Here is a 23,955-nt window from a genome sequence, read left to right as displayed (position 1 = left end):
GTCCACAGGGGCTTCGCTCGGGAGGTGTGGGTGGGCAGGGTGTGGGCATGGGTGCACATCAACTTCTTCGCCACATTGCGGCCGGGCAGGACGGCATGGTCACCCTGGGTCAGGCATTGCGTGCCGGCCTGACCAGGGACCAGATCCGACAGTTACACCGGTCCGGCAGGTGGCAGCGGCTTCTCCGTGGCTGTTTCGTTCCAGAAGCGGAGCTGAGTGATTCGACGCGTCGGCGGGCGCGAATCCGCGCTGCGGTCATGAGCCTCGGCCCAGGCGCCTTCGCTGTTCTGGACTCAGCGTTGGAGTTGCACGGCATCGCGGGTCTTCGCCGGAGTGCACAGGTCCACGTCTCGGTGCCAGTCGAGCGACCCCGACCCCAGCGCTCCCTGGTGCCGTGGTTGACGGTGCATCAGGTGACCGTCGGCCCCGGCGACATCGTCACGGTTGCGGGCATTCCGGCGACCTCTCCGCTTCACACCGTCTCGGACGTCATCCTTCGGGTTGATCGTTATCCAGCTGTCTCGGTCCTCGACTCCGCCCTGAACCAGGGCCGCATCAATCCGGCACATCTGGCGGCCATTCCGAACCTGATCCGGGGACGTCGGGGCGCGGTCATGGCACGCGCCTGTCTCGCTGAGGCGGATGGCCGGGCACAGTCGCCACTGGAGACTCGCTCTCGACTGCGATGCGTCGACGGGGGAGTTCCGCCGGACACGCTGCAGTTGGAAGTGCGCGACAATGACGGCTATCTGCTCGGCATTGGCGACCTGGGCTGGCGCGGCCCAAGGCTGATCGCCGAAGCGGACGGCCGAGACGCGCATGGCACCCCGGAGGCCGCCTACGCCGACCGCCGTCGCCAGAACCGCCTGGTCAACGCCGGCTGGACGATCCTCCGTTTCACCTGGCAGGACACCCTCCACCCCACCTACATCCCCAAAACGGTCCGCCAAGCAATCGCGGTTGCGGTCGCCCGGCGGAGGTGATCAAGAGGTTTCCGTCAAAGACGAGCCCTCTGCTGACGCAAACCTCTTGATCACCGAGGCCCTACGGGGGCGGGGGTTGGACAGGGGGACAGTAGGATCTCGGGCGTGCGGGTTCTTTTGGTTGGTGGCGGTGGGCGGGAGCACGCGCTTGCGCTCGGGTTGGTTGGCGATCCAGGTGTCTCCGCGGTTGTTGCGGCGCCGGGTAATCCGGGGATCGCCAGCGTGGCTGAGCTGCGAGCGGTCACTCCGACAGATCCGGCCGCGGTGGCGGCGCTGGCCGTGGAGACAGCGGCTGACCTGGTGGTGATCGGGCCCGAGGCGCCGCTGGTCGCCGGGGTCGCCGACGCGGTACGCGCCAAGGGCATCGCCGTGTTCGGTCCATCCGGTGCGGCCGCGCAGCTGGAGGGCTCCAAGGCGTTCGCCAAGGACGTGATGACCGCCGCCGGTGTGCCGACCGCACGGGCGTACGTCTGCACGGACGAGGAGAGCACCGCTCGGGCGCTGGACGAGTTCGGCGCGCCGTACGTGGTGAAGGACGACGGGCTCGCCGCCGGCAAGGGCGTGGTGGTGACCGACGACCGGGCCGCCGCGCTGGCGCACGCGAACGAGTGTGGACGTGTGGTGGTCGAGGAGTTCCTCGACGGCCCGGAGGTCAGCCTCTTCGTGGTCACCGACGGCGAGGCGGCGCTGCCGTTGTTGCCGGCACAGGACTTCAAGCGGCTCGGCGACGGCGACACCGGGCCGAACACTGGTGGCATGGGCGCGTACGCGCCGCTGGCCTGGGCCCCGTCCGGCCTGGTCGACGAGGTCATGCGCGACGTGGTGCACCCGACGTTGGCGGAGATGCGCCGCCGGGGCACGCCGTTCGCCGGCCTGCTCTACGTCGGGCTCGCGATCACCGCCGCCGGCCCTCGGGTGATCGAGTTCAACGCGCGCTTCGGTGACCCGGAGACCCAGGTGGTGCTCGCGCTGCTGGAGACCCCGCTGGGTGGGCTGCTGCACGCCGCGGCCACCGGCACGTTGGCCGAGCACCCGCCGCTGCGGTGGCGGGACGGCAGCGCCGTGACAGTGGTGCTCGCCTCGGCGGGTTATCCGGCCGCGCCGCGCACCGGCGACGTGATCACCGGCGCGGAGGGTCCGGGCATCATCCACGCGGGCACCGCCCGCCGGGCCAGCGACGGCGCGTTGCTCTCCGCCGGCGGCCGGGTCCTCTGCGGTACGGCCACCGGCGCCGACCTGGCCGCCGCGCGGGACGCCGCGTACGCGCTGGTGGACGGGGTCGAGCTGGCCGGCTCGCAGCACCGCACCGACATCGCCACCGCCGCGATCGAGGATCGGATCACAATTCCCGGCTGAACTCAGGCAACCCCGGGCCACCCCGCTGCCGTTTGAGCGGTGAGACGAGGGGGTGGCCGGAATGCCGGTCGATGTCGAGGGTTACCGCGACTACGTCGGTGCGCGGCTGGAGCCGCTGCGCCGCACGGCGTACCTGCTCTGTGGTGACTGGCACACGGCCGACGACCTGGTGTCGGCGACGCTGGTCAAGTTGCTCCGGCACTGGTCACGGGTGTCCGTCATGGACAACCCGGACGCGTACGCCAGGCGGATCCTGCTGCGGGTCTGGTTGGACGAGCGACGTCGGCCGTGGCGGCGGGAGGCCGCCTGGGCCGAGGTGCCCGATCGCGCGGTCGCAGCCACCGGCACCGACGGCGCGGCTGATCGGCTGACCCTTCTCGCTCTGCTGGCCGAGCTGCCGCCGCGCCGCCGCGCGGTCCTCGTGCTGCGCTACTTCTGCGACCTGTCCGTCGAGGAGACCGCGCAGGAACTCGGCTGCACTCCAGGCACCGTCAAGAGCCAGTCGGCGCGTGGCATCGAGGCGATGAGAGCCCGCCTCGCCCCGATGCCGGATCGAGTCGAGGAGGTACGCAACGATGGATGAGCTCTACGACCAGCTGCGTGCGGCGGTCGCCCAGGCACCGCCGACTCGGATCGACGTGGACGAACTGATCCTGGCCGACCGGCGTCGCCGGCAGCACCGGGCGTGGGCGTTGACCGGCTCCGGGGTGGCGGTGGCCGTGATCGCACTGACGTCGACACTGGTCACCGGACCGTACCGGGACTCGCGGGAGCCGACGGCGAACACCGGCCCGTCGCTCTGTGCCCCGCTGAACGCGTCTCCCAGTGGGACCGTGCCGCCGTTCGAGCGGTACGGCTCGGCGCCCCCGTTCCCGTCGGAGCAGCCGGCCGCCGCGGCGGTCCGGCTGACCGCGGCGCTGCGCGAGGCGCTGAGCGTCAACCTGCCTCGGGAGCTGACTGTCGAGTCGGGGGTTCCCGGGTGTCCGCTGCCGCAGCTGTCGTACGAGCGCACGGTGGGTGGGTACGTCTACGAGGTGACGGTCAAGCTGTCCCGGGGCGGTGATCGTGGCGATCTGGTCATCAGCCTGAGTCCGTCCCTCGGGGCGGTGCCTGCCTGCACGCTGGTCAAGCGTTCAACGGAGGACTGCTCGACAGCTCAGCTCCCGGACGGCACCCAGCTGGCGTTGGGCACCGAGGTCGACCCGGCGGCGGGCACCGGCAGCCGCTCTGCGACGGTGCTGCGTCCCGATGGGACGACGGTGGTGGTCAAGCTGGATCAACCCGGTGCGTCCGTGGACGAGCTGTTGCTGACCGAGGACCAGTTGGTGACCATTGGCCGGTGGCCGGGTTTCAACCTGTACCCGTGAGCGACGCGGCTCGCCCCCGTCAGCCGTAGTAGCGGCGCAGTTCTCGGGTGAGCACCTTGCCGGTGGCGTTGCGGGGCAGGTACTTCACGAAGATCACGTCCCGGGGGACGCTGAACCTGGCCAGGAAGTGCCGGACGTACTCGCGTACCGCCTCGGGGTCGAGGGTTTCGCCGGGGTGCAGGGCGAGGAACGCGGAGAGGCGCTGGCCGTACTCGGGGTCGGGCACGCCGATCACGGCCGCCTCGCGGACCTGCGGCAGTTGCGCGAGCAGGTCCTCCACCTCGGACGGGAAGACGTTCTCGCCCCCAGAGACGATCATGTCGTCGGCCCGGCCGTCGACGAAGAGCAGCCCGTCGGCGTTGAGCCGGCCGAGGTCGCCGGTGTCGAGCAGGCCGTCGTGGGTTTCCCGGTTGGCACCGGAGGTGTAGCCCTCGAAGAGCATCTCGTTGCCGACGAAGATCCGCCCGACCCGTCCGTCCGGTACGGGTTGGCCGTCGTCGTCGAGCAGCGCCAGTCGGGTGCCGTGCGGCGGGCGACCAGCGGCGGTGGGTGCCTGACGCAGGTCCTGCGGGCCGGCGATGGAGGCCCAGGAGACCTCGGTGGACCCGTAGAGGTTGTAGAGGACGTCTCCGTAGACGTCCATGAACTTCGGGGCAAGCCCGCCGGGCAGGGCGGAGCCGCTGACCGCGACGACCTTGAGCGGGGGGCGCGGCTCCGGCGGGGGCACCTCCAGCAGCCGTTGCACCATCACCGGTACGGCGAAGAGCGCGTCGCACTGGTGCGCGGTCAGGGCGGCGAGCGTGGCGGCCGGGTCGAAGCGTCGGTGCAGCACGATGGTGGCCCGTAGTGCCAGGCAGACCTGGAGGGCGGCGAATCCCCAGGTGTGGAAGATCGGCGCGGCGATCATCACCCGGTTGCGGGCGTGCAGGGGAATACGGTCGATGATGGACACCAGTGGGCCGAAGCCGCTGGGCGTCGGCCGGCGGGCGCCCTTGGGCGTACCGGTGGTGCCGGAGGTGAGCACGATGATCCGGCCGTCGCGCTCGGGCGGGTGCAGCTCACCTGGCAGTGCCCCGGCTACCAACTCCTCGCGCGCGCGTTCGTCGAGCCGGGACAGCTCGGCGGGGAGGCCGAGGACCCGCTCGGTGAACTCGTCGTCGTGCACGAGGAGCCGCAGCCGCTGCTCCTCGGCGACGGTGCCCAGCTGGGCGGCGCTGAGCCCGGTGTTGACAAGTACCGCGTCGACGCCGAGCAGGGTGGCGGCGACGATCGTCTCGATCAGCCCGTGGTGGTTGCGGCAGAGCACGCCGATCCGGTCGCCGGCCTGTACGCCGAGCCCGGCCCGCATGGAGCGGGCCATCCGTTCGGCCCGGTCGAGCAGGTCGTGGTAGGTCAGCTCGACGCCGTCCTCGTCGATGACGGCCGGACGGCCCGGGTCCCGGGCGGCTGCTTGGCGTAGCTCGCCTGCCAGGCTCCACCCCCACGTCCGCAACGCGTTGAGCTGCGAGGCGACCCGGACCGGGCTGCCGGGGGTGAGTAGCCCGCGACGGGTCAGCGTGGCAACGATGAACGGCAGGTCCATGCCGCAGACCTCCTCGGGGTGGTGCGCGGACGGGGCGACCGACTCCCCGCCCATCAGGGCTTCTTTCCTTGATCATGCACTGGGGGCGGCTGGGGGCCCAGTTGGCGTCGGCGTGGGGTGACGAAGACGGCACAGATCGTGGAATCCGGGGCCGCCGTCGGCCCGACCCGTGGAGATGGCGTCGGGCCGACGGCGGTCAGCGGATCTGCATCCCGGAGATCGCCCGGGAGATGACCAGTCGTTGGATCTCCGAGGTGCCCTCGAAGATGGTGTAGATCTTGGCGTCCCGGTACCAGCGCTCGACCGGGTGGTCACGCAGGAAGCCGGCTCCGCCGAGCAGTTGCACGGCCTTCTCGGTGACCGACACGGCCACCTCGCCGGCCTTGAGCTTGGACATCGACCCTTCGCCCGCGGTGAACGGGCGGTTGTTGCGGCCCATCCACGAGGCCCGCCAGACCAGCAGCCGCGCCGCGTCGATCTCCATCCGCATGTCGGCCAGCGCGAACGCGACCGCCTGGTTCTCGATGATCGGGCGTCCGAACTGGACGCGGTCCTTCGCGTAGTCGAGGGCGTACTCGTAGGCGGCCCGGGCCACGCCGAGCGCCTGGGCGCCGACAGTGGGTCGGGACAGCTCGAAGGTGCGCATCGCGGCCTGTCCGGTGGCCCGCTGACCGGAGCGGGCCCGGTCCAGGCGTTCCAGCAGGGCGTCCCGTCCGCCGAGCAGGCAGCGGCCGGGTACGCGTACCCCGTCGAGGAAGACGTCGGCGGTGTGTGACGCGCGGAGGCCGAGTTTGCGCAGCTTGCGGGTGGCGGCCAGGCCGGGTGTGCCCGGCGGTACGACGAACGCCGCCTGACCCCGGGAGCCGAGCGCGGGGTCGACGGAGGCGGTGACCACGTGCACTCCGGCGATTCCGCCGTTGGTGGCGTACGCCTTCTGGCCGGTGAGGACCCACTCGTCGGTGGCCTCGTCGTAGACGGCCCGGGTGCGCATCGCGCCGACGTCGGAGCCGGCTTCCGGCTCACTGGTGCAGAAGGCGGCGACGGCCGGCGAGTCGACGTCGCCGAAGCACTGTGGCACCCATTCGACCATCTGGTCGGGGGTGCCGGCGCCGTAGATGGCGGCGACGGCGAGTGAGGTGCCGAAGATGCTCAGGCCGATGCCGGCGTCACCCCAGAAGAGTTCCTCGCTGGCGATCGGCAGGGAGAGCCCGGTCGGGTCGGCCCAGCAGGTGGCGAGGAACTCGAAGCCGTAGAGGCCGACCTTGGCGGCTTCCTGGATCACCGGCCACGGGGTGTCCTCGCGCTCGTCCCACTCGGCGGCGGCTGGGCGCACGACCTCGGCGGCGAAGCCGTGCACCCAGTCGCGTAGATCCCGCTGTTCCTCGTTCAGGTCTAGCGAGAACTCGGCCATGTCAGGCCTTGGGGATGTCGAACAGGTTGGCGATGTTGGCGGCGAGGCCGAGGTCGCCCTTCGCCTTCAACTTGCCGGTCATGAACATCATCACCGGGTTGGCGCCACCGGAGACGATCTTCAGGAACTCGACCGGGCCCATGGTGAGAGCCAGCTTCGGGTCGTGCTGCGGGGTCTCGTTCACGACGCAGGTGCCGTCGGCGATGACCACCTCGTAGGTGTCGCTGCCGCCGTCGGGGCGACCGGTGATGATCCAGTGGATGACCGCGTTGGTGGAACCGGCACGGTCCGCGCGGAACAGCGACGGCATCCGGCCGAACACCTCGCCCAGGACCTTGTCGCGCATGTCGCCGGACATCACCTGGGCGATCTTGTCGTCCGGGGTGGACTTGACCAGCTGGGCGAACTCCTTGGGGCCGACGTTGGCAAAGGTGGCCGGGTCGAAGTCAGTCATCAGGTGCGCCTTCCGGAAGATTGGCTACTCGCGCGTAACCCTACGCACGAGTAGGTATGCTCGCAAGGTGTCCAGCGTCCCCGCATTCAAGCGCCTGCCTCGCGCCGTCCGCGAGCAGCAGATGCTCGACGCGGCCGTCAAGGTCTTCTCCCGACGTGGCTTCCACGCCGCCAGCATGGACGAGATCGCCGAGGACGCCGGCATCTCCAAACCCATGGTGTACGCGTACCTCGGCACCAAGGAGGAGCTCTTCGTCGCCTGCCTGCACCGGGAGGGCACCCGGATGATGCAGGCCATCGCCGGGGCGGCGGCCCCCGACCTGCCGGCCGACGAGCGGCTCTGGCGCGGGCTGAGGGCGTTCTTCGGTTTCGTGGGCGCCCATCGGGACGGCTGGGCGGTGCTCTACCGGCAGGCCCGGGGCGAGCAGCCGTTCGCCGGCGAGTTGGCCACCATGCGGGCCCGGCTGGTCGAGGTGGTCGCCGGAATGCTCGACCACGCGCTGCGCGTCGAGGGCCGCGAGATCGCCGCCATCGACCTTGAGGTCGTCGCGTACGCCCTGGTCGGCGCCACCGAGTCGTTGGCCGACTGGCTCGCGGACCACCCGGACGCCGACCCGGAGAAGACGGCCACCCGGATGATGAACGTGGCCTGGCTCGGTGCCGCCCAACTGCTGCACGGCGTCACCTGGCGTCCGCCGGCCGACTGACGGCCCCGGCGGGAACAGCGTCGGTGCCCGGCTCGCCGGCCCGCGCCGTACGGCGGCGGTTGCGGAGCCACCGCACCACCTCGACGACCACCGTCACCGTCAGGGCGAGGCCCAGACCGAGCAGGAGACCGCGCAAAGGGTCCTGCTCGAAGGCCAGCCCGCCGACGTAGCCGACCAGTGCCGAGTAGAGCCCCCACGAGCCGGCGGCCAGCGCGTCGAAGGCCAGGAACCGTCGTCGTGGATAGCGCACCGCACCCATGGTGAGGGTGACAGCGGTCCGGCCACCCGGAATGTAGCGGGCCACGGTGAGGATCAGGCCGCCCCGGGTGGCGATCCCCCGCCGGGCCCGGTCGATGGCGGCTCGGCGTCGACCGTCGGGCGGCAGCCGGTCGAGCAGCCGGGTGCCGCCACCCCGCCCGATGGCGTACGAGATGTGGTCGCCGACCAGCGCCCCGGCGGCGGCCACCAGGATCACCGCCGGCAGATACGGCGCTCCGGAGGCCGCGAACACCCCCGCGGTGATCACCGCCGTCTCGCTCGGCACCACCGGGAAGAAGCCGTCGAGCACCGCGATCGCGAAGATCGCCAGGTACACCCAGGGCGAGGACATCGTGTCGTGCAGCAGGTCGAGCAGATCCATGATCCCGATGCTGGTCGGGGCGGCGGCTCCCGCCATCGCCCAGTGGTCAGGTGGGCGGCACTACTTAGGTAGCGGCCGGCCCGGACCGTGCATCGGGGTCATCCCCCACCTCACCCGGGTACGGCGCTGCGGGGCGACCCGATGCGTCGGCTGAGCCCTAGGCTCGCTGCGTGGCCTCCAGCGCCGTCGCCCTCCGGCGGGTCGTTCATCGGTACGCCCCGCCGCTGCTCGCCGTCCTGGTCGCCGCGGCCGTGTGGGCCAGCGCGACCGGTGACATCGGGGTCCGCTCGCCGCTGCCGAGCGTGGTCGTGCTGCTGATCGCACTGGGCTCGGCGTGGGCCGCCGCCACGGTTCGGACCCGCCGCTGGCCGTTGTTCCTGGCTGCGGCGGTCGGCTGGTTGGTGCTCGCCGCGGCGGCCGCCGGGGTGCTGGCCTCGTACCAGGCGGGTCTGCGGTTGCGGGGTCGCCAACTAGCCGGCTACCTCGCCGGGGCGGCAGTGGTGCTGACCGGTGGGGTGCTGGTCGGGCTGGCGGTGGGTGGCGTACGCCGGATCACCACCGCCAGCACCGGCAACGTGCTGCTGCTCGCCGCCTGCCTGGTGGGGCTTCCGTTGGTCTTCGGCCTCTGGGTGCGGGCCCGTCAGGACACGCTCGCCGCTCTGCGGGACCGGGCCGAGCGGCTGGAACGCGAGCAGGAGGCCCGCGCCGACCGGGTCCGCGCCGAGGAGCGGACCCGGATCGCCCGGGAGATGCACGACGTGGTGGCGCATCGGGTCTCGTTGATGGTGGTGCATGCCGGGGCGCTGGAGGTGACCGCCGTGGACCCGGCGACGGTCGAGGCCGCCGCGCTGATCCGGACGACCGGCCGGCAGGCGCTCACCGACCTGCGCGAGGTGCTGGGTGTGCTGCGCCAGGCCGGCCCGGCCGTGACACCGGAGCGAGGGCTCGAGACGTTGGACGAGTTGATCGGGGAGTCCCGTGCCGCCGGGCTGCGGGTGTCCCGGCAGGACGAGGGTGTGCCGACGGCCCTTCCGGCGACGCTGGGGCGTACCGCGTACCGGGTGGTCCGTGAGGCGCTGACCAACGTGCGCAAGCATGCGGCCGACGCCGAGACGACGGTCTGCCTGCGCTACCTGCCCGACGGGCTGGAGGTGCTGGTCCGCAACGGCCCGTCCGAGGGCGGGTCGACGCTGCCGGGTGCCGGGCAGGGGCTGCTCGGGCTGCGTGAGCGGGTGGAACTGCTCGGCGGCCGGTTGGAGGCAGCTCCCGTGGACGGCGGCTTCCTGGTCCGAGCCCTGATCCCGCTGGCGGGTGCGGCGTGATCCGGGTCGTGGTGGTCGACGATGAGCAGTTGGTTCGGGCCGGGCTGCGGCTGATCCTGGAGGCGGCGGAGGACATCACCGTCGTCGGTGAGGCGGCGGACGGCGCCGGCGCGCTGGAGCAGGCCCAGCGGTTACGCCCCGACGTGGTGCTGCTCGACGTGCGGATGCCGGGCGTCGACGGGCTGACCGTGGCGCCCGACGTGGTCGCCGTCGGCCCGAAGGTGATCATGTTGACCACGTTCGACCTCGACGAGTACGTGCACCGGGCGCTGCGGGCCGGCGCGGTCGGCTTCCTGCTCAAGGACACTCCGCCCCGCGAGTTGGCCGCCGCCGTTCGTACGGTGGCCGCCGGTAACGCGATGCTCGCCCCGACGGTGACCCGGCGCCTGATCAGTTCGTTCGCCGAGCGTGGTCCGGCCCGCCGGGACGCGGCCCGTGAGCGGCTCGCACCGCTGACCGAGCGGGAGCTGGCGATCGTCCGGGAGGTGGCGCGCGGGCACGGCAACGCGGAGATCGCCCGGCGGCTGACGATGAGCGAGGCCACCGTCAAGGCACACGTCAGCCGGGCGCTGGCGAAACTCCACGCGGGCAACCGTGTGCAACTGGCCATCCTGGTGTACGACGCCGACCTGCTGTGACGGTGTCAGGTCGATCCGGCCCGGTCGGTGGTGGCGGCGGCGCGGCGGCGCGCCCGGTGGCGCAGCCAACGGATGCCCTCGATGCCCAGCGTGACGATCACCGACAGGCCGATCCCGGCGAGGACGCCCTTGACGGGGTGCCGTTCGAAGGCCAGCCCACCGAAGTAGCCGAGCAGCCCGCAGTACAGGGCCCAGGTGATCGTCGCGATCGCGTCGTACAGCAGGAACGACCGGCGGGGATAGCGCACCGCGCCCATGGTGAGGGTGACGGCGGTCCGCCCGCCCGGCAGATACCGGGAAGTGGTCAGGATCAGCCCGCCGCGCCGGTTCAGCGCGCGCCGGGCCCACTCCGAACTGGCTCGTCGGCGGCTGCCATCGGGAAACCCGGCGAGGCGTCTCGCGCCGCCACCGCGCCCGATGGCGTACGAGACGTGGTCACCGACGCAGGCGCCGAGCGCGGCGGCGACGATCACCGCCGCCAGCTTGGGATTTCCGCTGGTGGAGAGCACGGCGGCGGTGATGACGGCCGCCTCGCCGGGTACGGCCGGAAAGAACGCGTCGACCGCCGTGAGTCCGAAGATCAGCAGGTACACCCACGGTGAGGTGACCAGCTGTCGGAGCAGGTCGAGCGCGGAGTCCATGCCCCCATGCTCGCCGGGTGCGACCCGCCCGGTGGCCGAAGCCGCGGGATAACCCCGACCTCGCCCCGCGCCGATCTTGCACTTTGGGTCCGAACCAATCGCTGCAAAAGCCGCAGAACAACGACCGAAAGTGCAAGATCGACGGGTTGGGACGGGGTGGGTCAGGCCGCGCGAGCCAGGGCTGGTGGGGCGAGCAGCGGACCGCACGGGGTCTTGTCGTCGGCGGTGGGGCCTTGCGAGGTCAGCACCACTGGCGCACCCAGTTCGGCGCTCACCGCCTCGGCCCAGTCCGTCGGCGGTTCGTCGTACACCGGTCGGGAGCGCAGCAGGCGGGCGGTGAGCGCGGCCTGCCGGTCCAGGTCGCCGGGCGGGCCCGGGGTCAGCCGGTCGGCGGTGTCGTAGCGGCGGCAGATTCGCAGGTCGGGGCCGGCCAGGTCGAGGTGGGTGAGGGCCAGGCCGTCGACGCCGCCGGCCGCGGCGAGGGCGTACCGGTGGGCGACCGCGTCGAAGTGGCCGAACCGGAACCGGCCCTGCCACGGGTTCGTGGCGTTGTGCGCGTCGGCGAACGGCAGGCTCGGGTCCTCGGTCACCAACGGGCCGTGCCCGTGCCGGGTGGTGACCACGCGGAGCACCCCGATCCGGGTCACGTCGCCGGGCCGGCCCGCCTCGGCGAGCAGGCTGTCGACGTTGGCGAACGTGGTGGTGCTCCAGGTGGTGTACGGGTGGAAGCCGTGCCACTCGTCGAGCAACACCCCCTGCGCGCCCTCGAAGACACAGGTCCCGGTGCGCAGCGCCCCGGCGAGCCAACTGGCGTCCACGACGGCGACCCGGTCGGCGAACCCGGTGTACGCGGGCAGGCAGTCCTCGACCGGTGGCGCGTCCAGCGGGCCCAGCTCGGCGGTCAGCCGGTCCCGCAGGGTGGTCAGCCTGCGGCGCAGCAGTGCCGGGTGGTGGCAGTCGACGACCCGGGGCGCGTCGTCGGGGTGGGCGAGACCGTACGCGACGGCCTCGCCCACCCCCAGCCCGCAGGAGCCGTGCCGGTCGGCTCCCCGGGCGATCTCGCGGGCCCGGTTGGCGGCCCGGTGGTACGGGGTGGCGAGCAGTGCGTCCCCGTCGACGGTCAGCCGGTCCAGCGCGTCGGGCACCCCGACCGTGGCGAGGTGGTCGGCCTCGGCGGCCAACGCCAGCGGGTCCACCACCACGTGCCGGGACAGGTGCGTACCCACACCGGGATGGAACGTGCCGGCGCCGAACTGTGCGAACGTGTGGTGCCGCCCGTCGCGCAGCACGACGTTGTGTGCCGCCTGCGCGCCCCCGTTGAAGCGGACCACCGTGTGCACCCGACGGGTGGCGCAGAGCCAGTCCACCACCGTGCCCTTGCCGGCGTCGCCGTAGCCGAGGTCGACCACCGCCACGTGGTTCACAGCCGGGTCACCCCGCTGGCCGTGTCGGCGAACGCCGGCAGCGTCGACACCTTTGCCCGCCGTTCCCGGCCGAGGCGGGCCAGCGCCTTCGACACGGTCCCGGTGGCGCTGGAGCCGGCGCGGTCCAGGTCGCGCAGGCCCTCGTCCAGGTCGATGGCTTGTTCGCCGAGGCCGATGGTGAGCGCGATGGTCTCGCAGACCGCGTCGAGGTCGTCGAGCACTACGGCGTTCTGCCCGAACAGGTCCCGCCAGAAGTCGAGCACCTTGGCGTTGCCGGCGTAGTGGCTGCCGGCGGGGAGCAGGTAGTAGGTGTCCCAGCGGCGGGTCACCTCGTCGACGACCTGCCGCAGCGGCACGTCCTCGGAGAGGTCGTCCCCGATCAGGCCGGCCACCTCCCGGGCCTTCACCCGCTGGTACGCCAGTTCGTCGCCGATGATGAACAGGTAGCCGCGCCGGCCGCGCTTCTCCCAGTTGTCGGTGACGGTGTGCCGGGCCATGAAGTACATGGCCAGCTCGTACGACTCGCTCATCTGTCCGCCGCCGCCGCCCTCCAGCACGATCCGGCCGAGGTCGTCGTCCATCCGGTTGTCCGACTCGAACTGGCCCACCTGCAACGGCACCCGGTCGCAGGTGGCGTCGCCGATGGCACCGAACATGATCTGCGGGTCGCTGGCGTAACCCTGCCGTTGCAGCAGCCCGAGCAGTTGCGGCAGCTTGGTCTGCAGGACCCGCGGCACCGTGCGCATCGAGCCGGTCACGTCGAAGAGCACCGCGACGGGAGTCGACCGGGGGTGCTCGTCGGAGTCGCGGCTCTCGCGGGTCGCGTCCCTGGGGTCGAGCGCAGGGTGCACGGTGCGCGCCCCGCTGTCGCTGTAGGAGAAGGCGCTCCTGCCGGTGGACCGGCGGTAGCGGTCGGCGGCGTCGTACACGTCGGTGGACCAGATTCCACTGCCCATGACAGCTCCTTAGGGGTTGAGGGTGAAGGGTCGGAAGGTGCGTGGCCCGTAGAGCCGGTCCAGCACCTGGTCGAGTTCGCGCAGCAGGCGCCAGGCGTCGTCGGGTCGGGCGTCCAGGGACCGTTGCCGGCAGCCCCGCGCGAAGGTGTGCAGCTCGCGAGGGACGCGCGGCCCCATCAGCCAGCTCATGCAGTGGCTGGCCATCGCGATGTCGGTGCCCGGCCCGCAGGGCTGCTTCTTGAGGACCTCCTCCGGGTCCCAGCCGTGGCCGGGTACGACCGCCGGGATCGTGCTCCCGACGGCTGCGGAGAAGCACCAGCCGATCAGCACCACGCCGTGGGCGTCCGGCTCGATCAGCACGTGCCGGGGCAGGACCGCGCCGTGCACCACGCCCGCCCGGTGGGCCAGGCCGAGCACCACCAGCAGCCGCCGCCACATCCAGGCCACATCCCGGGCGTCCAGCCCGTCGGGGTACGCGCGCCGTACCTCGTCGAGGTCGTGCAGGCCGGGTGCGGCGGCGAGGACGTTGATCCGCCGTTCAGCGCCGGTGGCGGTGTCCCGGTGCCGAAACTCGTCGACCAGCCGGGGCACGTACGGCAGGTAGCGCGGGTCGCCGCGCTCGGCGATGGTGCGCAGGGCGTGCGCCTCGCGGGCCATCAGATCGTTGTCGGCGGGCCGACGAGGAAGCTTGAGCAGGCGGTCGTCGCCGACGTCGTAGAGGTCGGCCAGGTCACCCGAGTGGGCCGGCGCGCCGAGCCGGTAGTCGCCGAGGACGGTGCTCTGCCGTGCCTGCCACCGGGTGGTGACGTGGATGAACGCGTCGATGGCTTCGGCGCGTACCGTCGGGTCGGTCGGCAGGCGGTCGGGGTGCAGGGCCGCGACCAGCTCGCGGTAGCGGCGGGCGGGCTGGTCGGCGCCGAACAGGTCCGCGTCGGTGCGGGCGGCCGCGACCAGGCGAATGGCCTCCGCGGCCCTCACCGCACCGCCTCCTCGTGGGCGGGGCGCAGCAGCGCCGGGTGCAGCAGGCGGGCGTCGCCGGCTCGGTAGAGCCGGGCGCGCGGGCCGCCTCGGGCACCACCGCGCTCGGTGCTGGCGCCGGTGCTCTCCACGAAGCCCGGCACGGAGAGCACCTTGCGGTGGAAGTTGCCGGCGTGCAGCGGGTGCCCCCAGACCGTCTCGTAGACGGCCCGCAGCTCGCTGATCGTGAACTCGGCGGCGAGGAAGCGGGTGGCGAGCGGGGTGTACTCCAGCTTGGAGCGGGCCCGTTCCAACGCGTCGTCGATGATCCGGCCGTGGTCGAAGGCGAGCTGTCGGTTGGTCAGCGCGGTCACCGGCAGCCAGACGGCCTCGTCGGCGTCGCTGCCGGCGGCCGGGTCCGGCAGGTCGGGGGCGAACGCGAGGTGGGCGATCGAGACGATCCGCATGCGCGGGTCACGGTCGGGAGCGCCGTAGCTGCCCAACTGCTCCAGGTGTACGCGGCGCAGCGCCTCGCCGCCGAGCCCGGTCTCCTCGGCCAGCTCCCGTCGGGCGCCAGCGGGCAGGTCCTCGTCGGGGCGGACGAAGCCCCCGGGCAGCGCCCAGTGCCCCGCGAAGGGTGCCTCGCCGCGCCGGATCAGCAGCAGGTGCAGCGCGCCGTCGCGGATGGTCAGCGCCACCACGTCGACGGTCACCGCGACCGACGGGTAGGCCCGGGGGTCGTACGCGGCCAGGAACTCCTGCTCGTTCATCACGTCTCTCTCATTCTGAGAACATCTCGCTGTGAGAACAACCTAGCGCAGAAGTGCGCGCCTGCCAAGGGCAACTCAGCGCACGAATCCAGTGCGGTGCGCTCAGCGCACGAGACCGGTCAGGTGGGGTCGGCCACGGGAGTCGTGCAGGGCGAACCCGCCGTCGGGCAGGAGCGCGAAGCTCACGGTGCTCGGCAGCGGCACGGGCAGCTTGAAGGCGACCTCGACGGTGTACGCGTCCGGCAGCCGGGCCTCCAGCGCGGCCAGGCAGCGCGCCTTGCTCCACATGCCGTGCGCGATCGGCCGGCGGAAGCCGAACAGCCGCGCCCCGAGTCGGGAGGTGTGGATCGGGTTGTGGTCGCCGGAGACCCGCGCGTACTCCGTACCGATGCGCGGTTCGACCCGCCAGCGGGCGGTGGCCGTCGGCGCCGCGGGACGTTCGCCGGGCTCGCGCCCGCCCGGCTTGCGTTCCCGACCGAGGTACGTCGAGACGCCGCGCCACACCTCCTCCCCGTCGACCGAGCCGACCAGCACCACGTCCACCTGCCGCCCCCGGTCGTGGGGGCGCAGGTCCTCCGCGTACGTGGTGAAGTCGAGGGTGTCGTCGGCGGTGATCGGGCGGTGCGTGGTGATCCGGTTGCCGACGTGCACCAGGCCGATCAGCGGGAGGGGGAAGTCCGGCGCGGTCATCAGGCGCAGGGCCAGCGGAAAGCCCATGACGTGCGGGAACGTTGCGGGCAGCCGGTCGGTGAGCCGGAACCCGCACACCCGGTCGTAGTCGGCCAGCTGCGCCCGATCGACGCGCACCCCGCTGACCGTCAACTCGACCGCCGGTAGGTCGGGCCCGCGCCGCCCACCCCCGAGGCCCGGTAGCGCGCCGCGCAACGCCTGCCGGTGCAGCGCCCCGACCGCCGGCATCCGGGGCAGCTCGACCCGGGTACGGCTGCCCGACTCCGGCCGCGCGCCCATCACGCCCCCAGCAGGCTCTGGCCGCAGACCCGGACCACGTTTCCGCTGACCGCGCCGCTGGCCGGCCAGGCCAGCCAGCCGATCGTCTCGGCCACGTCCACCGGCAACCCGCCCTGGGCCAGGCTGTTCATCCGCCGGCCCGCCTCGCGGACCACCAGCGGGATGCGCGCGGTCAGCCGGGTCTCGATGAAGCCGGGGGCCACCGCGTTGACGCTGATCCCGCGCTCCCGCAGGGCCGGTGCGAGCGAGTCGACCAGCCCGATCACGCCGGCCTTGCTGGTGGCGTAGTTGGTCTGCCCCCGGTTGCCGGCGATCCCGGCGATCGAGGAGACCGAGATGATCCGCCCGCCGGCCGGGATCAGCTCCCGCTCCAGCAGTACGTCGTTGATCCGCTCCTGGCTGGAGAGGTTGACGTCGATCACCTGGTCCCACCGGTCGGCGTCCATCCGGCCCAGCGTCTTGTCCCGGGTGATGCCGGCGTTGTGCACCACCACGTCGACCCGACCGTGCCGGCTGGCCAGGTGCTCGGCGAGTCGGGTCGGCGCGTCCGGCGCGGTCAGGTCGAGTTGGACGGCGGTGCCGCCGATGTCGTTCGCCACCGCGGCCAGCGCGTCACCGGCGGCCGGAATGTCCAGGGCCACCACCTTCGCGCCGTCGCGGGCCAGCACCTTCGCCAGCGCCGCACCGATGCCCCGTGCGGCGCCGGTGACCAGCACGACCTGCCCGTCCAGCGGGCGGTCCCAGTCGGCCGGGACGCTCGCCGCGCCGCCGCCGACCCGGATGACCTGCCCCGACACGTACGCGGACCGGCCGGACAGCAGGAACCGGACCGTCGATTCGAGGCTCGTGATCGTGCCAGCGGAGTGGGCCGGGTCGTCCGCCGCGGTACCGCTGACATAGACGAGTTGCGCGGTGGTGCCCCGGCCGAACTCCTTGCCGATGCTGCGGACCAGCCCTTCGAGAGCGCGCTGGGCGGTCGCCTCGCGGGGTGTCGGGCACTCCTGCGGCGGGGTGCCCAGCACGATCACCCGGCCGCTGGGCAGCACGGCCCGGGCCTGCGGGTGGAAGAAGTCGTAGAGCTGGCGCAGCTCGGTCGAGTCGGTGATCCCGGTGGCGTCGAACAGCAGTGCCCCGTACCGCTGCGGGGTGTCGCCTGACGGGTTGGCGGCCGGGTCGGCCAGCTCGACCCCGGCGGCGGTGAGGATCTTGGCGATCGGCTCGGCGAGCCGGCCGCCGGTGGCCGCGCCGAGCAGGGCCGGGCCGGCCAGCAGCGGGTCGCCGGGGTGGTGCCGGCGCAGTCGGGGCGGGTCGGGCAGCCCGAGGCGCTTGACCAGCGCGCGGCCGGCGGCCGATTGGACGAAGCTCGCGTACCTGTCGGTCATGGGCGTAGCCTACTGGCGAGTAGGGTTTGAGCAACACATGTCGAGGAGGCGGATCGTGCAGAGCATCCGGCGGGTCGCGGTCATCGGGGGCAACCGCATCCCCTTCGCCCGTTCCAACTCGCGCTACGCGGACGCGTCGAACGCGGACCTGCTCGGCGCGGCGCTCGACGGGCTGATCGCCCGCTACGGGCTGGCCGGGCAGCGCATCGGCGAGGTGGTCACCGGGGCGGTGCTCAAGCACTCCCGTGACTTCAACCTCACCCGCGAGGTGGTCCTCGGCTCCCGGCTCGACCCACACACCCCGGCGTACGACATCCAGCAGGCCTGCGGCACCGGCCTGGAGGCGGCGATCCTGGTCGCCAACAAGATCGCCCTCGGTCAACTCGACGTGGGCATCGCCGGCGGTGTCGACACCACCTCCGACGCCCCGCTCGCCGTCAACGAGGAGATGCGCCGCACGCTGCTCAAGCTCAACTCCGCCCGCACGTTGGGGGAACGGCTCAAGATCGCGGCGAAGCTACGCCCACTCCAGCCGTTCAAGCCGGAGATCCCGCGCAACGCAGAGCCGCGGACCGGCCTGTCCATGGGCGACCACGCCGCCCGGACCGCAGTGCGCTGGCAGATCGACCGGCGCTCCCAGGACGAGCTGGCGCTGCGCTCACACCAGCGCCTCGCCGCCGCGTACGACAGGGGTTTCTTCGACGACCTGATGACGCCGTACCTGGGGCTCACCCGGGATGCGAACCTGCGCCCGGACAGCAGCCTGGAGAAACTCGCCTCGCTGAAGCCGGTCTTCGGCACCCGCGGCCCGGACGCCGAGCAGGCCACCATGACGGCCGGCAACTCGTCGCCGCTCACCGACGGCGCGTCCACCGTGCTGCTGGCCAGCGAGGAGTGGGCGGCAGCGCACAACCTGCCCGTGCTGGCCTGGTTCAGCTGGTCGGAGACGGCGGCGGTGGACTTCGTGCACGGCGACGAGGGGTTGTTGATGGCACCCGCGTACGCGGTGCCCCGGATGCTGGCTCGCGCCGGGCTGACGTTGCAGGACTTCGACTACTACGAGATCCACGAGGCGTTCGCGTCGCAGGTGCTGGCCACCCTCGCCGCCTGGGAGTCGCCGGAGTTCTGCAAGGACCGGCTCGGCCTGGACGCGCCGCTGGGCGCGATCGACACCGACCGGCTCAACGTCAACGGTTCGTCGCTGGCCGCCGGGCACCCGTTCGCCGCGACCGGCGGGCGGATCGTGGCGACCCTGGCCAAGCTGCTGGCCGAGAAGGGCAGCGGGCGCGGGCTGATCTCCATCTGCGCCGCCGGTGGTCAGGGCGTGACAGCCATCCTGGAGCGTTGAACGCGGGATCGTCCCCTACCGGGGTGACCGCCAGCAGGCGTTAACGGACCGTTCAGAAGCTGGCCCGCTGGTGGAGGGTTTAACACGCAACGGTGATCGAACCGCGCCCCGGGGCGCGGTTCGATCGCTCCTGCGTGCGGAACGGGGCCGTAACACCATGGAGTCCGTCCTCCCACGGACGACCACCCTCTCGGTGGTCATCCCGATGTTCAACGAGACCGATGTCATCCCGGCGCTTGTCGCCCGGCTCCGGCCGGTGCTCGACGCGCTCGGCGTCGACTACGAGGTGGTCGCCGTCGACGACGGCAGCCGGGACGACACCGTGTCGGTGCTCTTCGACCACGGCCGGGACTGGCCGCAGCTGCGGGTGCTCCGGCTGCGACGCAACAGCGGCCACCAGGCGGCGTTGACCGCCGGCCTGCACCGGGCCGTCGGCCAGTGGGTGGTCAGCCTCGACGCCGATCTGCAGGATCCACCGGAGACCATCGCCGAGATGCTCCGCGTCGCCCGCGAGGACGGCGTGGATGTGGTCTACGGCGTTCGCGCCGACCGCAGCACCGACACGGTCTTCAAGCGCAACACCGCCCGTGGCTACTACTGGGCGATGCGCCGGCTCGTCGGCGTCGACCTGCCCGCGCAGGCCGGCGACTTCCGGATGCTCAGCCGGGACGTGATCGAGGTCCTGCGCCGGCTGCCCGAACGCGCCCCGGTCTACCGGCTGCTGGTGCCGTCGCTCGGCTTCCCCAGCGCCGAGGTGCGCTACGACCGTGAGGCCCGCGCCGCCGGCGAGACGAAGTATCCGCTGCGCCGGATGCTGGCCCTGGCCTGGGAGAGCACTGCCAACTTCTCCGCCGCGCCACTGCGCCTGGCCACCTGGCTGGGAATGTCGAGCTTCCTGCTCTGCCTCGGGTTGATCGTGTTCGGCATGGTCGCTCATATCTCCGGCACCACCATCCCCGGCTGGACCTCGATGTTCGTCGCGGTGCTGCTGCTCAGTGGGGTGCAGTTGGTCTGCCTCGGCCTGCTGGGCGAGTACGTCGGCCGGATCTACGCCACGGTGCAGAACCGGCCCGCGTTCCACATCGGGTTCGACTCCCGCGACGAGGTCCCGGACGCGCAGCCGGTGGCCCGGAGCGGTGACGTCTCCCGTACGCCGAGCTTCGATTCGGCGGTCGGCGTCCGTGGCTGACCTCCTCCTGGCCGAGCGGGTCGACACCACGGCGCCGGCGTCGCGCCGGAACGCTCTCCTGCCGGTCCTCAGCACGCTCCCGTGGCTGCTGGTGATCGCCGCGCTGCTCGTGGTCTGGTCCCGTGGCGGTGTGCCCGTCCCGGATCTCGCGCGGTTCTCCGCGTACTGGGTTCTCGCGTTGGTGCTCCCCGGGACCCTGGTGCACCGGGCGCTGCGCGGCAGCCGGGGCAACCTCCCGGAGGACCTCGGCTACGGCGCGGCCACCGGCCTGGTGCTGGAGATCATGGCGTGGGCGTTGGCCGCGGCGACCGGTCAGCAGTCCCTGCTGCGGTGGTGGCCGCTGCCCGTCCTCGTGGCGTTCGTCGCCGTCCCCGGGCTGCGCCGGCACTGGCGGGTCGGCGAGCGCCGTCCGCTGCCGCTCGCCTGGCACTGGGGGATGGGCGCGGCGCTGCTGGTGGTGCTGGCCTGGGGATACACCCAGTGGCGGACGGTCCCGCTCCCGCCGGTGTCCGGCGGCTACTACCAGGACGTGCTCTACCACCTGGGTCTGGTGCAGGAGTTGACCCGGGCGATGCCGTTCGAGCTGCCGCACGTCGCGGGGGAGGCGCTGCGCTACCACTACCTGTCCGACGCGCACATCGCCAGCGGCAGCATGATCACCGGAATTTCGCCTGCGGTGGTGCTGCTGCGACTCTGGCTGGTGCCGGTGGTCGGTACCGCGGTGCTGCTCGCGGCCGGGCTGGCCCGCGACCTGAGTGGTGCCGTCTGGGCCGGCCCGGTGGCAGCTCTCGCCGCCTTCACCGGGGCCGCGATCACGCTCGGCTCGCCGGTGGGCGCGTCCGGCGAGATGCCGTTGTCGTACGCCAGCCCCTCCCAGACGTACGTGCTGGTGCCGCTGCTGCTGATCGCCGGGCTCGTCGTCGACGTGGTCCGGGAGCGTCCCCTGGGCCCGGCCTGGCCGCTGGTTCCGGCGCTCGGGTTGATCTGTGCCGGCGCGAAGTCCAGCGCGTTGCCGCCGCTGATCGCCGGCCTGGGTCTCACCGTCGTCGTGTTCTGGTGGCGGAAGCGGCAGGTACCGCGACCCGCCCTGACGGCGCTGGCCTGCCTCGTGGCGGCGATGGCGCTCGGCTTCCGGCTGTTCGCCGGTGGCGGGGCCGGCACGCTGCGCGTGCAGGCGTTGGCGTTGTTGCACTTCATCGCCCCGTACGCCGAGACCGTCGGAACGGGCGACGGAATCTGGCCGAGTGCGCCGCTGCCACCGGGCATCAACGACGGTGGCATCCTCGGGTGGCTGCTGGCGTTCGCCGTGGTGGCCTGGTGGGTGCTGGCTCAGGCACCCCGGTGGGTGGGCATGCGGCTGCTGGTCGACGGTGGGCACCGGGCCGATCCGGCCGTCTGGCTGATCGCCGGCACGGTTCTGGCCGGGGCGGCCGCCACCTGGGTGTTCCAGCACCCGTCGATCAGTCAGATCTACTTCTGGATGGGTGTCATCCCGGTCGGCGTCGTGCTGACCACCTGGTCCCTCGCCGAGGCCCGCGCACCCTGGCCGGTGCTGGTGGTGCCCGCCGTGGCCGGCGCGCTGGCGGGGTTCGCCACGGCCGGCACGGTGGCGGGTTTCGCCGTGCCGAGGATCAGCCGTCCCGGCACCCCCACCACCTCGACGATCGAGGGTTGGTTGCGGGTGCTGGGTCTGTCGGCGGCCCGGTACGTGCTGTTCGTGGCGATGGCCGCCGCGCTGGCGGTCGGGGTGGCCGCCCTGTGGCGACGGCGCCACCCGGCACCGGTCTCCGGGCCGGCGGACGGCTCGGCACGTCGTCGGCGGGCGGCGACGATCGCTCTGGCCGGGATCACCGCGGCGATGCTCGGTGCCAGCGCCGCCGTCATCGTGGGCGGTACCGTCCGTTCGGTGCTGACCGAGCCGGTGCGGGCGACCGGGCCCCAGCCGTACTCGCTGACCACCGACGAGATGCGCGCGGCGCTGTGGCTGGACGACAACGCCGCCGACGACGACGTGGTCGCCACCAACGTGCACTGCCGGCCGGTGCGGACCACCCCGCACTGCGATGCCCGCGCGTTCTGGGTGACCGGCCTGGGCGGACACCGCACGGTGGTGGAGAGCTGGGGTTACACCGACGCGGTAGTGGCCGCGCACGGCGTCGAGAGCCTCGGGTACGCCCGACAGAGCTTCCCCGACCAGGCGCTGCTCGCGCTCAACGACGGGGTGTTCAGCGCGCCGACCCGGGTCGACCTGGACCGGCTCCGCACCGAGTACGGCGTCCGGTGGCTGTTCGCCGACGCCAGGGCGGGTGCGGTGTCGACGGAGCTGGCCGGGCTGGCCCAGGTCCGACTGGTCGTCGGCTCGGTCACCGTCTACGAGCTGAGCCGGCCCTGACCGCCCGGGCACCCCGGCCCGGTCCCGGCGTTCGACCCCCGGCCCGGTCCCGCTCCCGACCAACGGGTGCGGGACAATGAGGTACGTGACGACGATCCACAACGTGCTGGCCAACCGGTACGCCTCGCCCGAACTGGTCGCCCTCTGGTCCCCGGAGGAGAAGGTCCGGATGGAGCGGCGGCTCTGGCTCGCCGTTCTCCGCGCTCAGCGCGACCTGGGCGTGCCGGTGCCGGACGGCGTGGTCGAGGCGTACGAGCGGGTGCTCGACCAGGTCGACCTCGCCTCGATCGCCGAGCGGGAGCGGGTCACCCGGCACGACGTGAAGGCCCGGATCGAGGAGTTCAGCGCGCTCGCCGGGCACGAGCACGTGCACAAGGGGATGACTTCCCGGGACCTCACCGAGAACGTCGAGCAGCTCCAGGTGCGCGCCTCACTGGAGCTGATCCGCGACCGGGTGGTGGCCACCCTCGCCCGGTTGGCCTGGCTGGCCCACGAGCACTCCGAGCTGGTCATGACCGGCCGTTCGCACAACGTGGCGGCGCAGGCCACCACGCTGGGCAAGCGCTTCGCGTCGGCGGCGGAGGAGTTGCTGATCGCGTACGAGCGGCTGGAGGAGCTGATCGTCCGCTACCCGCTGCGGGGGATCAAGGGACCGGTCGGCACGGCCGCCGACCAGCTCGACCTCTTCGACGGCGACGCCGACAAGGTGGCTGAGCTGGAGCGACGGGTCGCCGAGCACCTGGGCTTCTCCCGGGTGCTGGACAGCGTCGGGCAGGTCTACCCGCGCTCGCTCGACTTCGACGTGCTGGCCGCGCTGGCCCAGACCGCCGCCGCGCCGTCGTCGCTGGCCACCACGATCCGGTTGATGGTCGGTCAGGAGTTGGCGACCGAGGGCTTCAAGCCGGGTCAGGTCGGTTCCAGCGCGATGCCGCACAAGATGAACACCCGCTCGTCGGAGCGGGTGAACGGCTTCGCCGTGATCATCCGGGGTTACCTGTCGATGGTCGGTGAGCTGGCCGGTGACCAGTGGAACGAGGGGGACGTGTCCTGCTCGGTGGTCCGCCGGGTGGCACTGCCGGACGCGTTCTTCGCCGCCGACGGGCTGTTCCAGACGTTCCTCACCGTGCTCGACGAGTTCGGCTCGTACCCGGCCGTGATCAACCGGGAGCTGGAGCGCTTCCTGCCGTTCCTGGCCACCACGAAGATCCTGGTCGCGGCGGTTCGGCGGGGCGTCGGCCGGGAGGTCGCCCACGAGGTGATCAAGGAGCACGCGGTGGCGGTGGCCCTGGCGATGCGCGAGAAGGGCTCACCGGAGAACGACCTCTTCGACCGCCTGGCGGCGGACGGCCGGCTCGGCCTGTCCCGCGCCGACATCGACACCCTGGTCGCCGACCGCAACGCCTTCGTAGGTGCCGCCCAAGCCCAGGTGGCGGCGGTGACAGGCCGCATCACCAAGGTGGTGACCGCC

At 72.3% G+C, this 23,955-nt stretch carries 22 protein-coding genes; 11 read left to right on the top strand and 11 right to left on the bottom strand.

Annotated features, from left to right (window positions below):
- The 4 genes from DLJ58_RS22140 to DLJ58_RS22125 form a co-directional block, all read left to right on the top strand.
- Positions 1 to 983: type IV toxin-antitoxin system AbiEi family antitoxin domain-containing protein (locus tag DLJ58_RS22140; protein WP_425271334.1), on the top strand; the 983-nt coding region annotated here is incomplete at its 5' end.
- Between the two features lie 105 nt (positions 984 to 1,088).
- Entirely contained in the window at positions 1,089 to 2,339 is a 1,251-nt protein-coding gene (purD, locus tag DLJ58_RS22135; RefSeq protein WP_124858914.1) for a phosphoribosylamine--glycine ligase, read from the top strand.
- A 61-nt stretch (positions 2,340 to 2,400) separates the two neighbouring features.
- Positions 2,401 to 2,922: a SigE family RNA polymerase sigma factor gene (locus tag DLJ58_RS22130; protein WP_124858913.1), complete on the top strand. Its 522-nt coding sequence runs from the start codon at positions 2,401 to 2,403 to the stop codon at positions 2,920 to 2,922.
- Complete coding sequence (locus DLJ58_RS22125) at positions 2,915 to 3,706, top strand: hypothetical protein (protein WP_124858912.1); 792 nt, start codon at positions 2,915 to 2,917, stop codon at positions 3,704 to 3,706. The genes DLJ58_RS22130 and DLJ58_RS22125 overlap by 8 nt, the downstream gene beginning before the upstream one ends.
- Positions 3,707 to 3,725: 19 nt before the next feature.
- On the opposite strand, the gene DLJ58_RS22120 is transcribed toward DLJ58_RS22125, so the two are convergent.
- The 3 genes from DLJ58_RS22120 to DLJ58_RS22110 form a co-directional block, all read right to left on the bottom strand.
- Positions 3,726 to 5,288 (bottom strand): AMP-binding protein, encoded by a 1,563-nt coding sequence (locus tag DLJ58_RS22120; RefSeq protein ID WP_124858917.1) that lies wholly within the window; start codon positions 5,286 to 5,288, stop codon positions 3,726 to 3,728.
- Between the two features lie 196 nt (positions 5,289 to 5,484).
- Complete coding sequence (locus DLJ58_RS22115; RefSeq protein ID WP_112586166.1) at positions 5,485 to 6,699, bottom strand: acyl-CoA dehydrogenase family protein; 1,215 nt, start codon at positions 6,697 to 6,699, stop codon at positions 5,485 to 5,487.
- 1 nt (position 6,700) lies between these two features.
- Complete coding sequence (locus DLJ58_RS22110; protein WP_124858911.1) at positions 6,701 to 7,153, bottom strand: SCP2 sterol-binding domain-containing protein; 453 nt, start codon at positions 7,151 to 7,153, stop codon at positions 6,701 to 6,703.
- 67 nt (positions 7,154 to 7,220) lie between these two features.
- On the opposite strand from DLJ58_RS22110, the gene DLJ58_RS22105 reads away from it, so the two are divergent.
- Positions 7,221 to 7,859: a TetR/AcrR family transcriptional regulator gene (locus tag DLJ58_RS22105; protein ID WP_124858910.1), complete on the top strand. Its 639-nt coding sequence runs from the start codon at positions 7,221 to 7,223 to the stop codon at positions 7,857 to 7,859.
- Here the strand turns inward: DLJ58_RS22105 and DLJ58_RS22100 are convergent.
- Complete coding sequence (locus DLJ58_RS22100; protein ID WP_425271333.1) at positions 7,834 to 8,499, bottom strand: DedA family protein; 666 nt, start codon at positions 8,497 to 8,499, stop codon at positions 7,834 to 7,836. The two genes, DLJ58_RS22105 and DLJ58_RS22100, sit on opposite strands and share 26 nt — an antisense overlap.
- 170 nt (positions 8,500 to 8,669) lie before the next feature.
- Between DLJ58_RS22100 and DLJ58_RS22095 the strand changes: the two genes are divergently transcribed.
- Positions 8,670 to 9,821: a sensor histidine kinase gene (locus DLJ58_RS22095; RefSeq protein WP_124858909.1), complete on the top strand. Its 1,152-nt coding sequence runs from the start codon at positions 8,670 to 8,672 to the stop codon at positions 9,819 to 9,821.
- Positions 9,818 to 10,459 carry a response regulator gene (locus DLJ58_RS22090; protein ID WP_091396102.1) on the top strand — a complete coding sequence of 214 codons (642 nt, stop codon included), beginning with the start codon at positions 9,818 to 9,820 and terminating at the stop codon, positions 10,457 to 10,459. The genes DLJ58_RS22095 and DLJ58_RS22090 overlap by 4 nt, the downstream gene beginning before the upstream one ends.
- Positions 10,460 to 10,464: 5 nt before the next feature.
- Here DLJ58_RS22090 and DLJ58_RS22085 read toward each other — a convergent pair whose 3' ends face one another.
- The 7 genes from DLJ58_RS22085 to DLJ58_RS22055 form a co-directional block, all read right to left on the bottom strand.
- Complete coding sequence (locus DLJ58_RS22085; RefSeq protein WP_124858908.1) at positions 10,465 to 11,100, bottom strand: DedA family protein; 636 nt, start codon at positions 11,098 to 11,100, stop codon at positions 10,465 to 10,467.
- Between the two features lie 161 nt (positions 11,101 to 11,261).
- Complete coding sequence (locus tag DLJ58_RS22080; protein ID WP_124858907.1) at positions 11,262 to 12,524, bottom strand: adenylosuccinate synthetase; 1,263 nt, start codon at positions 12,522 to 12,524, stop codon at positions 11,262 to 11,264.
- Positions 12,521 to 13,480, bottom strand: a complete 960-nt coding sequence (locus DLJ58_RS22075) for a hypothetical protein (protein WP_124858906.1) — start codon at positions 13,478 to 13,480, stop codon at positions 12,521 to 12,523. The genes DLJ58_RS22080 and DLJ58_RS22075 overlap by 4 nt, the downstream gene beginning before the upstream one ends.
- Positions 13,481 to 13,489: 9 nt before the next feature.
- Positions 13,490 to 14,458 carry a serine/threonine protein kinase gene (locus tag DLJ58_RS22070; protein ID WP_124858905.1) on the bottom strand — a complete coding sequence of 323 codons (969 nt, stop codon included), beginning with the start codon at positions 14,456 to 14,458 and terminating at the stop codon, positions 13,490 to 13,492.
- Positions 14,455 to 15,207, bottom strand: a complete 753-nt coding sequence (locus tag DLJ58_RS22065; protein WP_124858904.1) for an NUDIX hydrolase — start codon at positions 15,205 to 15,207, stop codon at positions 14,455 to 14,457. The genes DLJ58_RS22070 and DLJ58_RS22065 overlap by 4 nt, the downstream gene beginning before the upstream one ends.
- A gap of 102 nt (positions 15,208 to 15,309) precedes the next feature.
- Positions 15,310 to 16,176, bottom strand: coding sequence for a MaoC/PaaZ C-terminal domain-containing protein (locus tag DLJ58_RS22060; RefSeq protein ID WP_124858903.1), 867 nt, complete (start codon positions 16,174 to 16,176; stop codon positions 15,310 to 15,312).
- Positions 16,176 to 17,558: a 3-oxoacyl-ACP reductase gene (locus DLJ58_RS22055; protein WP_124858902.1), complete on the bottom strand. Its 1,383-nt coding sequence runs from the start codon at positions 17,556 to 17,558 to the stop codon at positions 16,176 to 16,178. The genes DLJ58_RS22060 and DLJ58_RS22055 overlap by 1 nt, the downstream gene beginning before the upstream one ends.
- Positions 17,559 to 17,613: 55 nt before the next feature.
- Between DLJ58_RS22055 and DLJ58_RS22050 the strand changes: the two genes are divergently transcribed.
- The 4 genes from DLJ58_RS22050 to purB form a co-directional block, all read left to right on the top strand.
- Complete coding sequence (locus tag DLJ58_RS22050) at positions 17,614 to 18,906, top strand: acetyl-CoA C-acetyltransferase (protein WP_124858901.1); 1,293 nt, start codon at positions 17,614 to 17,616, stop codon at positions 18,904 to 18,906.
- A 157-nt stretch (positions 18,907 to 19,063) separates the two neighbouring features.
- Positions 19,064 to 20,095, top strand: a complete 1,032-nt coding sequence (locus DLJ58_RS22045) for a glycosyltransferase family 2 protein (RefSeq protein ID WP_124858900.1) — start codon at positions 19,064 to 19,066, stop codon at positions 20,093 to 20,095.
- On the top strand, positions 20,088 to 22,487 hold the full coding sequence (locus tag DLJ58_RS22040; protein ID WP_124858899.1) for a hypothetical protein: 2,400 nt from the start codon (positions 20,088 to 20,090) through the stop codon (positions 22,485 to 22,487). The genes DLJ58_RS22045 and DLJ58_RS22040 overlap by 8 nt, the downstream gene beginning before the upstream one ends.
- An 85-nt stretch (positions 22,488 to 22,572) precedes the next feature.
- On the top strand, positions 22,573 to 23,955 hold a 1,383-nt coding region (purB, locus tag DLJ58_RS22035), incomplete at its 3' end, for an adenylosuccinate lyase (protein WP_124858898.1).

Source organism: Micromonospora arida, assembly GCF_003857035.1.
Lineage (GTDB): Bacteria > Actinomycetota > Actinomycetes > Mycobacteriales > Micromonosporaceae > Micromonospora > Micromonospora arida.
The sequence above is the reverse complement of the archived record's forward strand: the minus strand, read 5'-3'. Positions and strand labels throughout refer to the sequence as shown.

Coding starts and splice junctions, on each gene's coding strand:
- DLJ58_RS22085 (WP_124858908.1), bottom strand. CDS start 11,100: ATGGACTCCGCGCTCGACCTGCTCCGACAGCTGGTCACCTCACCGTGG.
- DLJ58_RS22100 (WP_425271333.1), bottom strand. CDS start 8,499: ATGGATCTGCTCGACCTGCTGCACGACACGATGTCCTCGCCCTGGGTG.
- DLJ58_RS22055 (WP_124858902.1), bottom strand. CDS start 17,558: ATGACCGACAGGTACGCGAGCTTCGTCCAATCGGCCGCCGGCCGCGCG.
- DLJ58_RS22130 (WP_124858913.1), top strand. CDS start 2,401: ATGCCGGTCGATGTCGAGGGTTACCGCGACTACGTCGGTGCGCGGCTG.
- DLJ58_RS22045 (WP_124858900.1), top strand. CDS start 19,064: ATGGAGTCCGTCCTCCCACGGACGACCACCCTCTCGGTGGTCATCCCG.
- DLJ58_RS22110 (WP_124858911.1), bottom strand. CDS start 7,153: ATGACTGACTTCGACCCGGCCACCTTTGCCAACGTCGGCCCCAAGGAG.
- DLJ58_RS22115 (WP_112586166.1), bottom strand. CDS start 6,699: ATGGCCGAGTTCTCGCTAGACCTGAACGAGGAACAGCGGGATCTACGC.
- DLJ58_RS22120 (WP_124858917.1), bottom strand. CDS start 5,288: ATGGACCTGCCGTTCATCGTTGCCACGCTGACCCGTCGCGGGCTACTC.
- DLJ58_RS22065 (WP_124858904.1), bottom strand. CDS start 15,207: ATGAACGAGCAGGAGTTCCTGGCCGCGTACGACCCCCGGGCCTACCCG.
- DLJ58_RS22060 (WP_124858903.1), bottom strand. CDS start 16,176: ATGGGCGCGCGGCCGGAGTCGGGCAGCCGTACCCGGGTCGAGCTGCCC.
- DLJ58_RS22125 (WP_124858912.1), top strand. CDS start 2,915: ATGGATGAGCTCTACGACCAGCTGCGTGCGGCGGTCGCCCAGGCACCG.
- DLJ58_RS22075 (WP_124858906.1), bottom strand. CDS start 13,480: ATGGGCAGTGGAATCTGGTCCACCGACGTGTACGACGCCGCCGACCGC.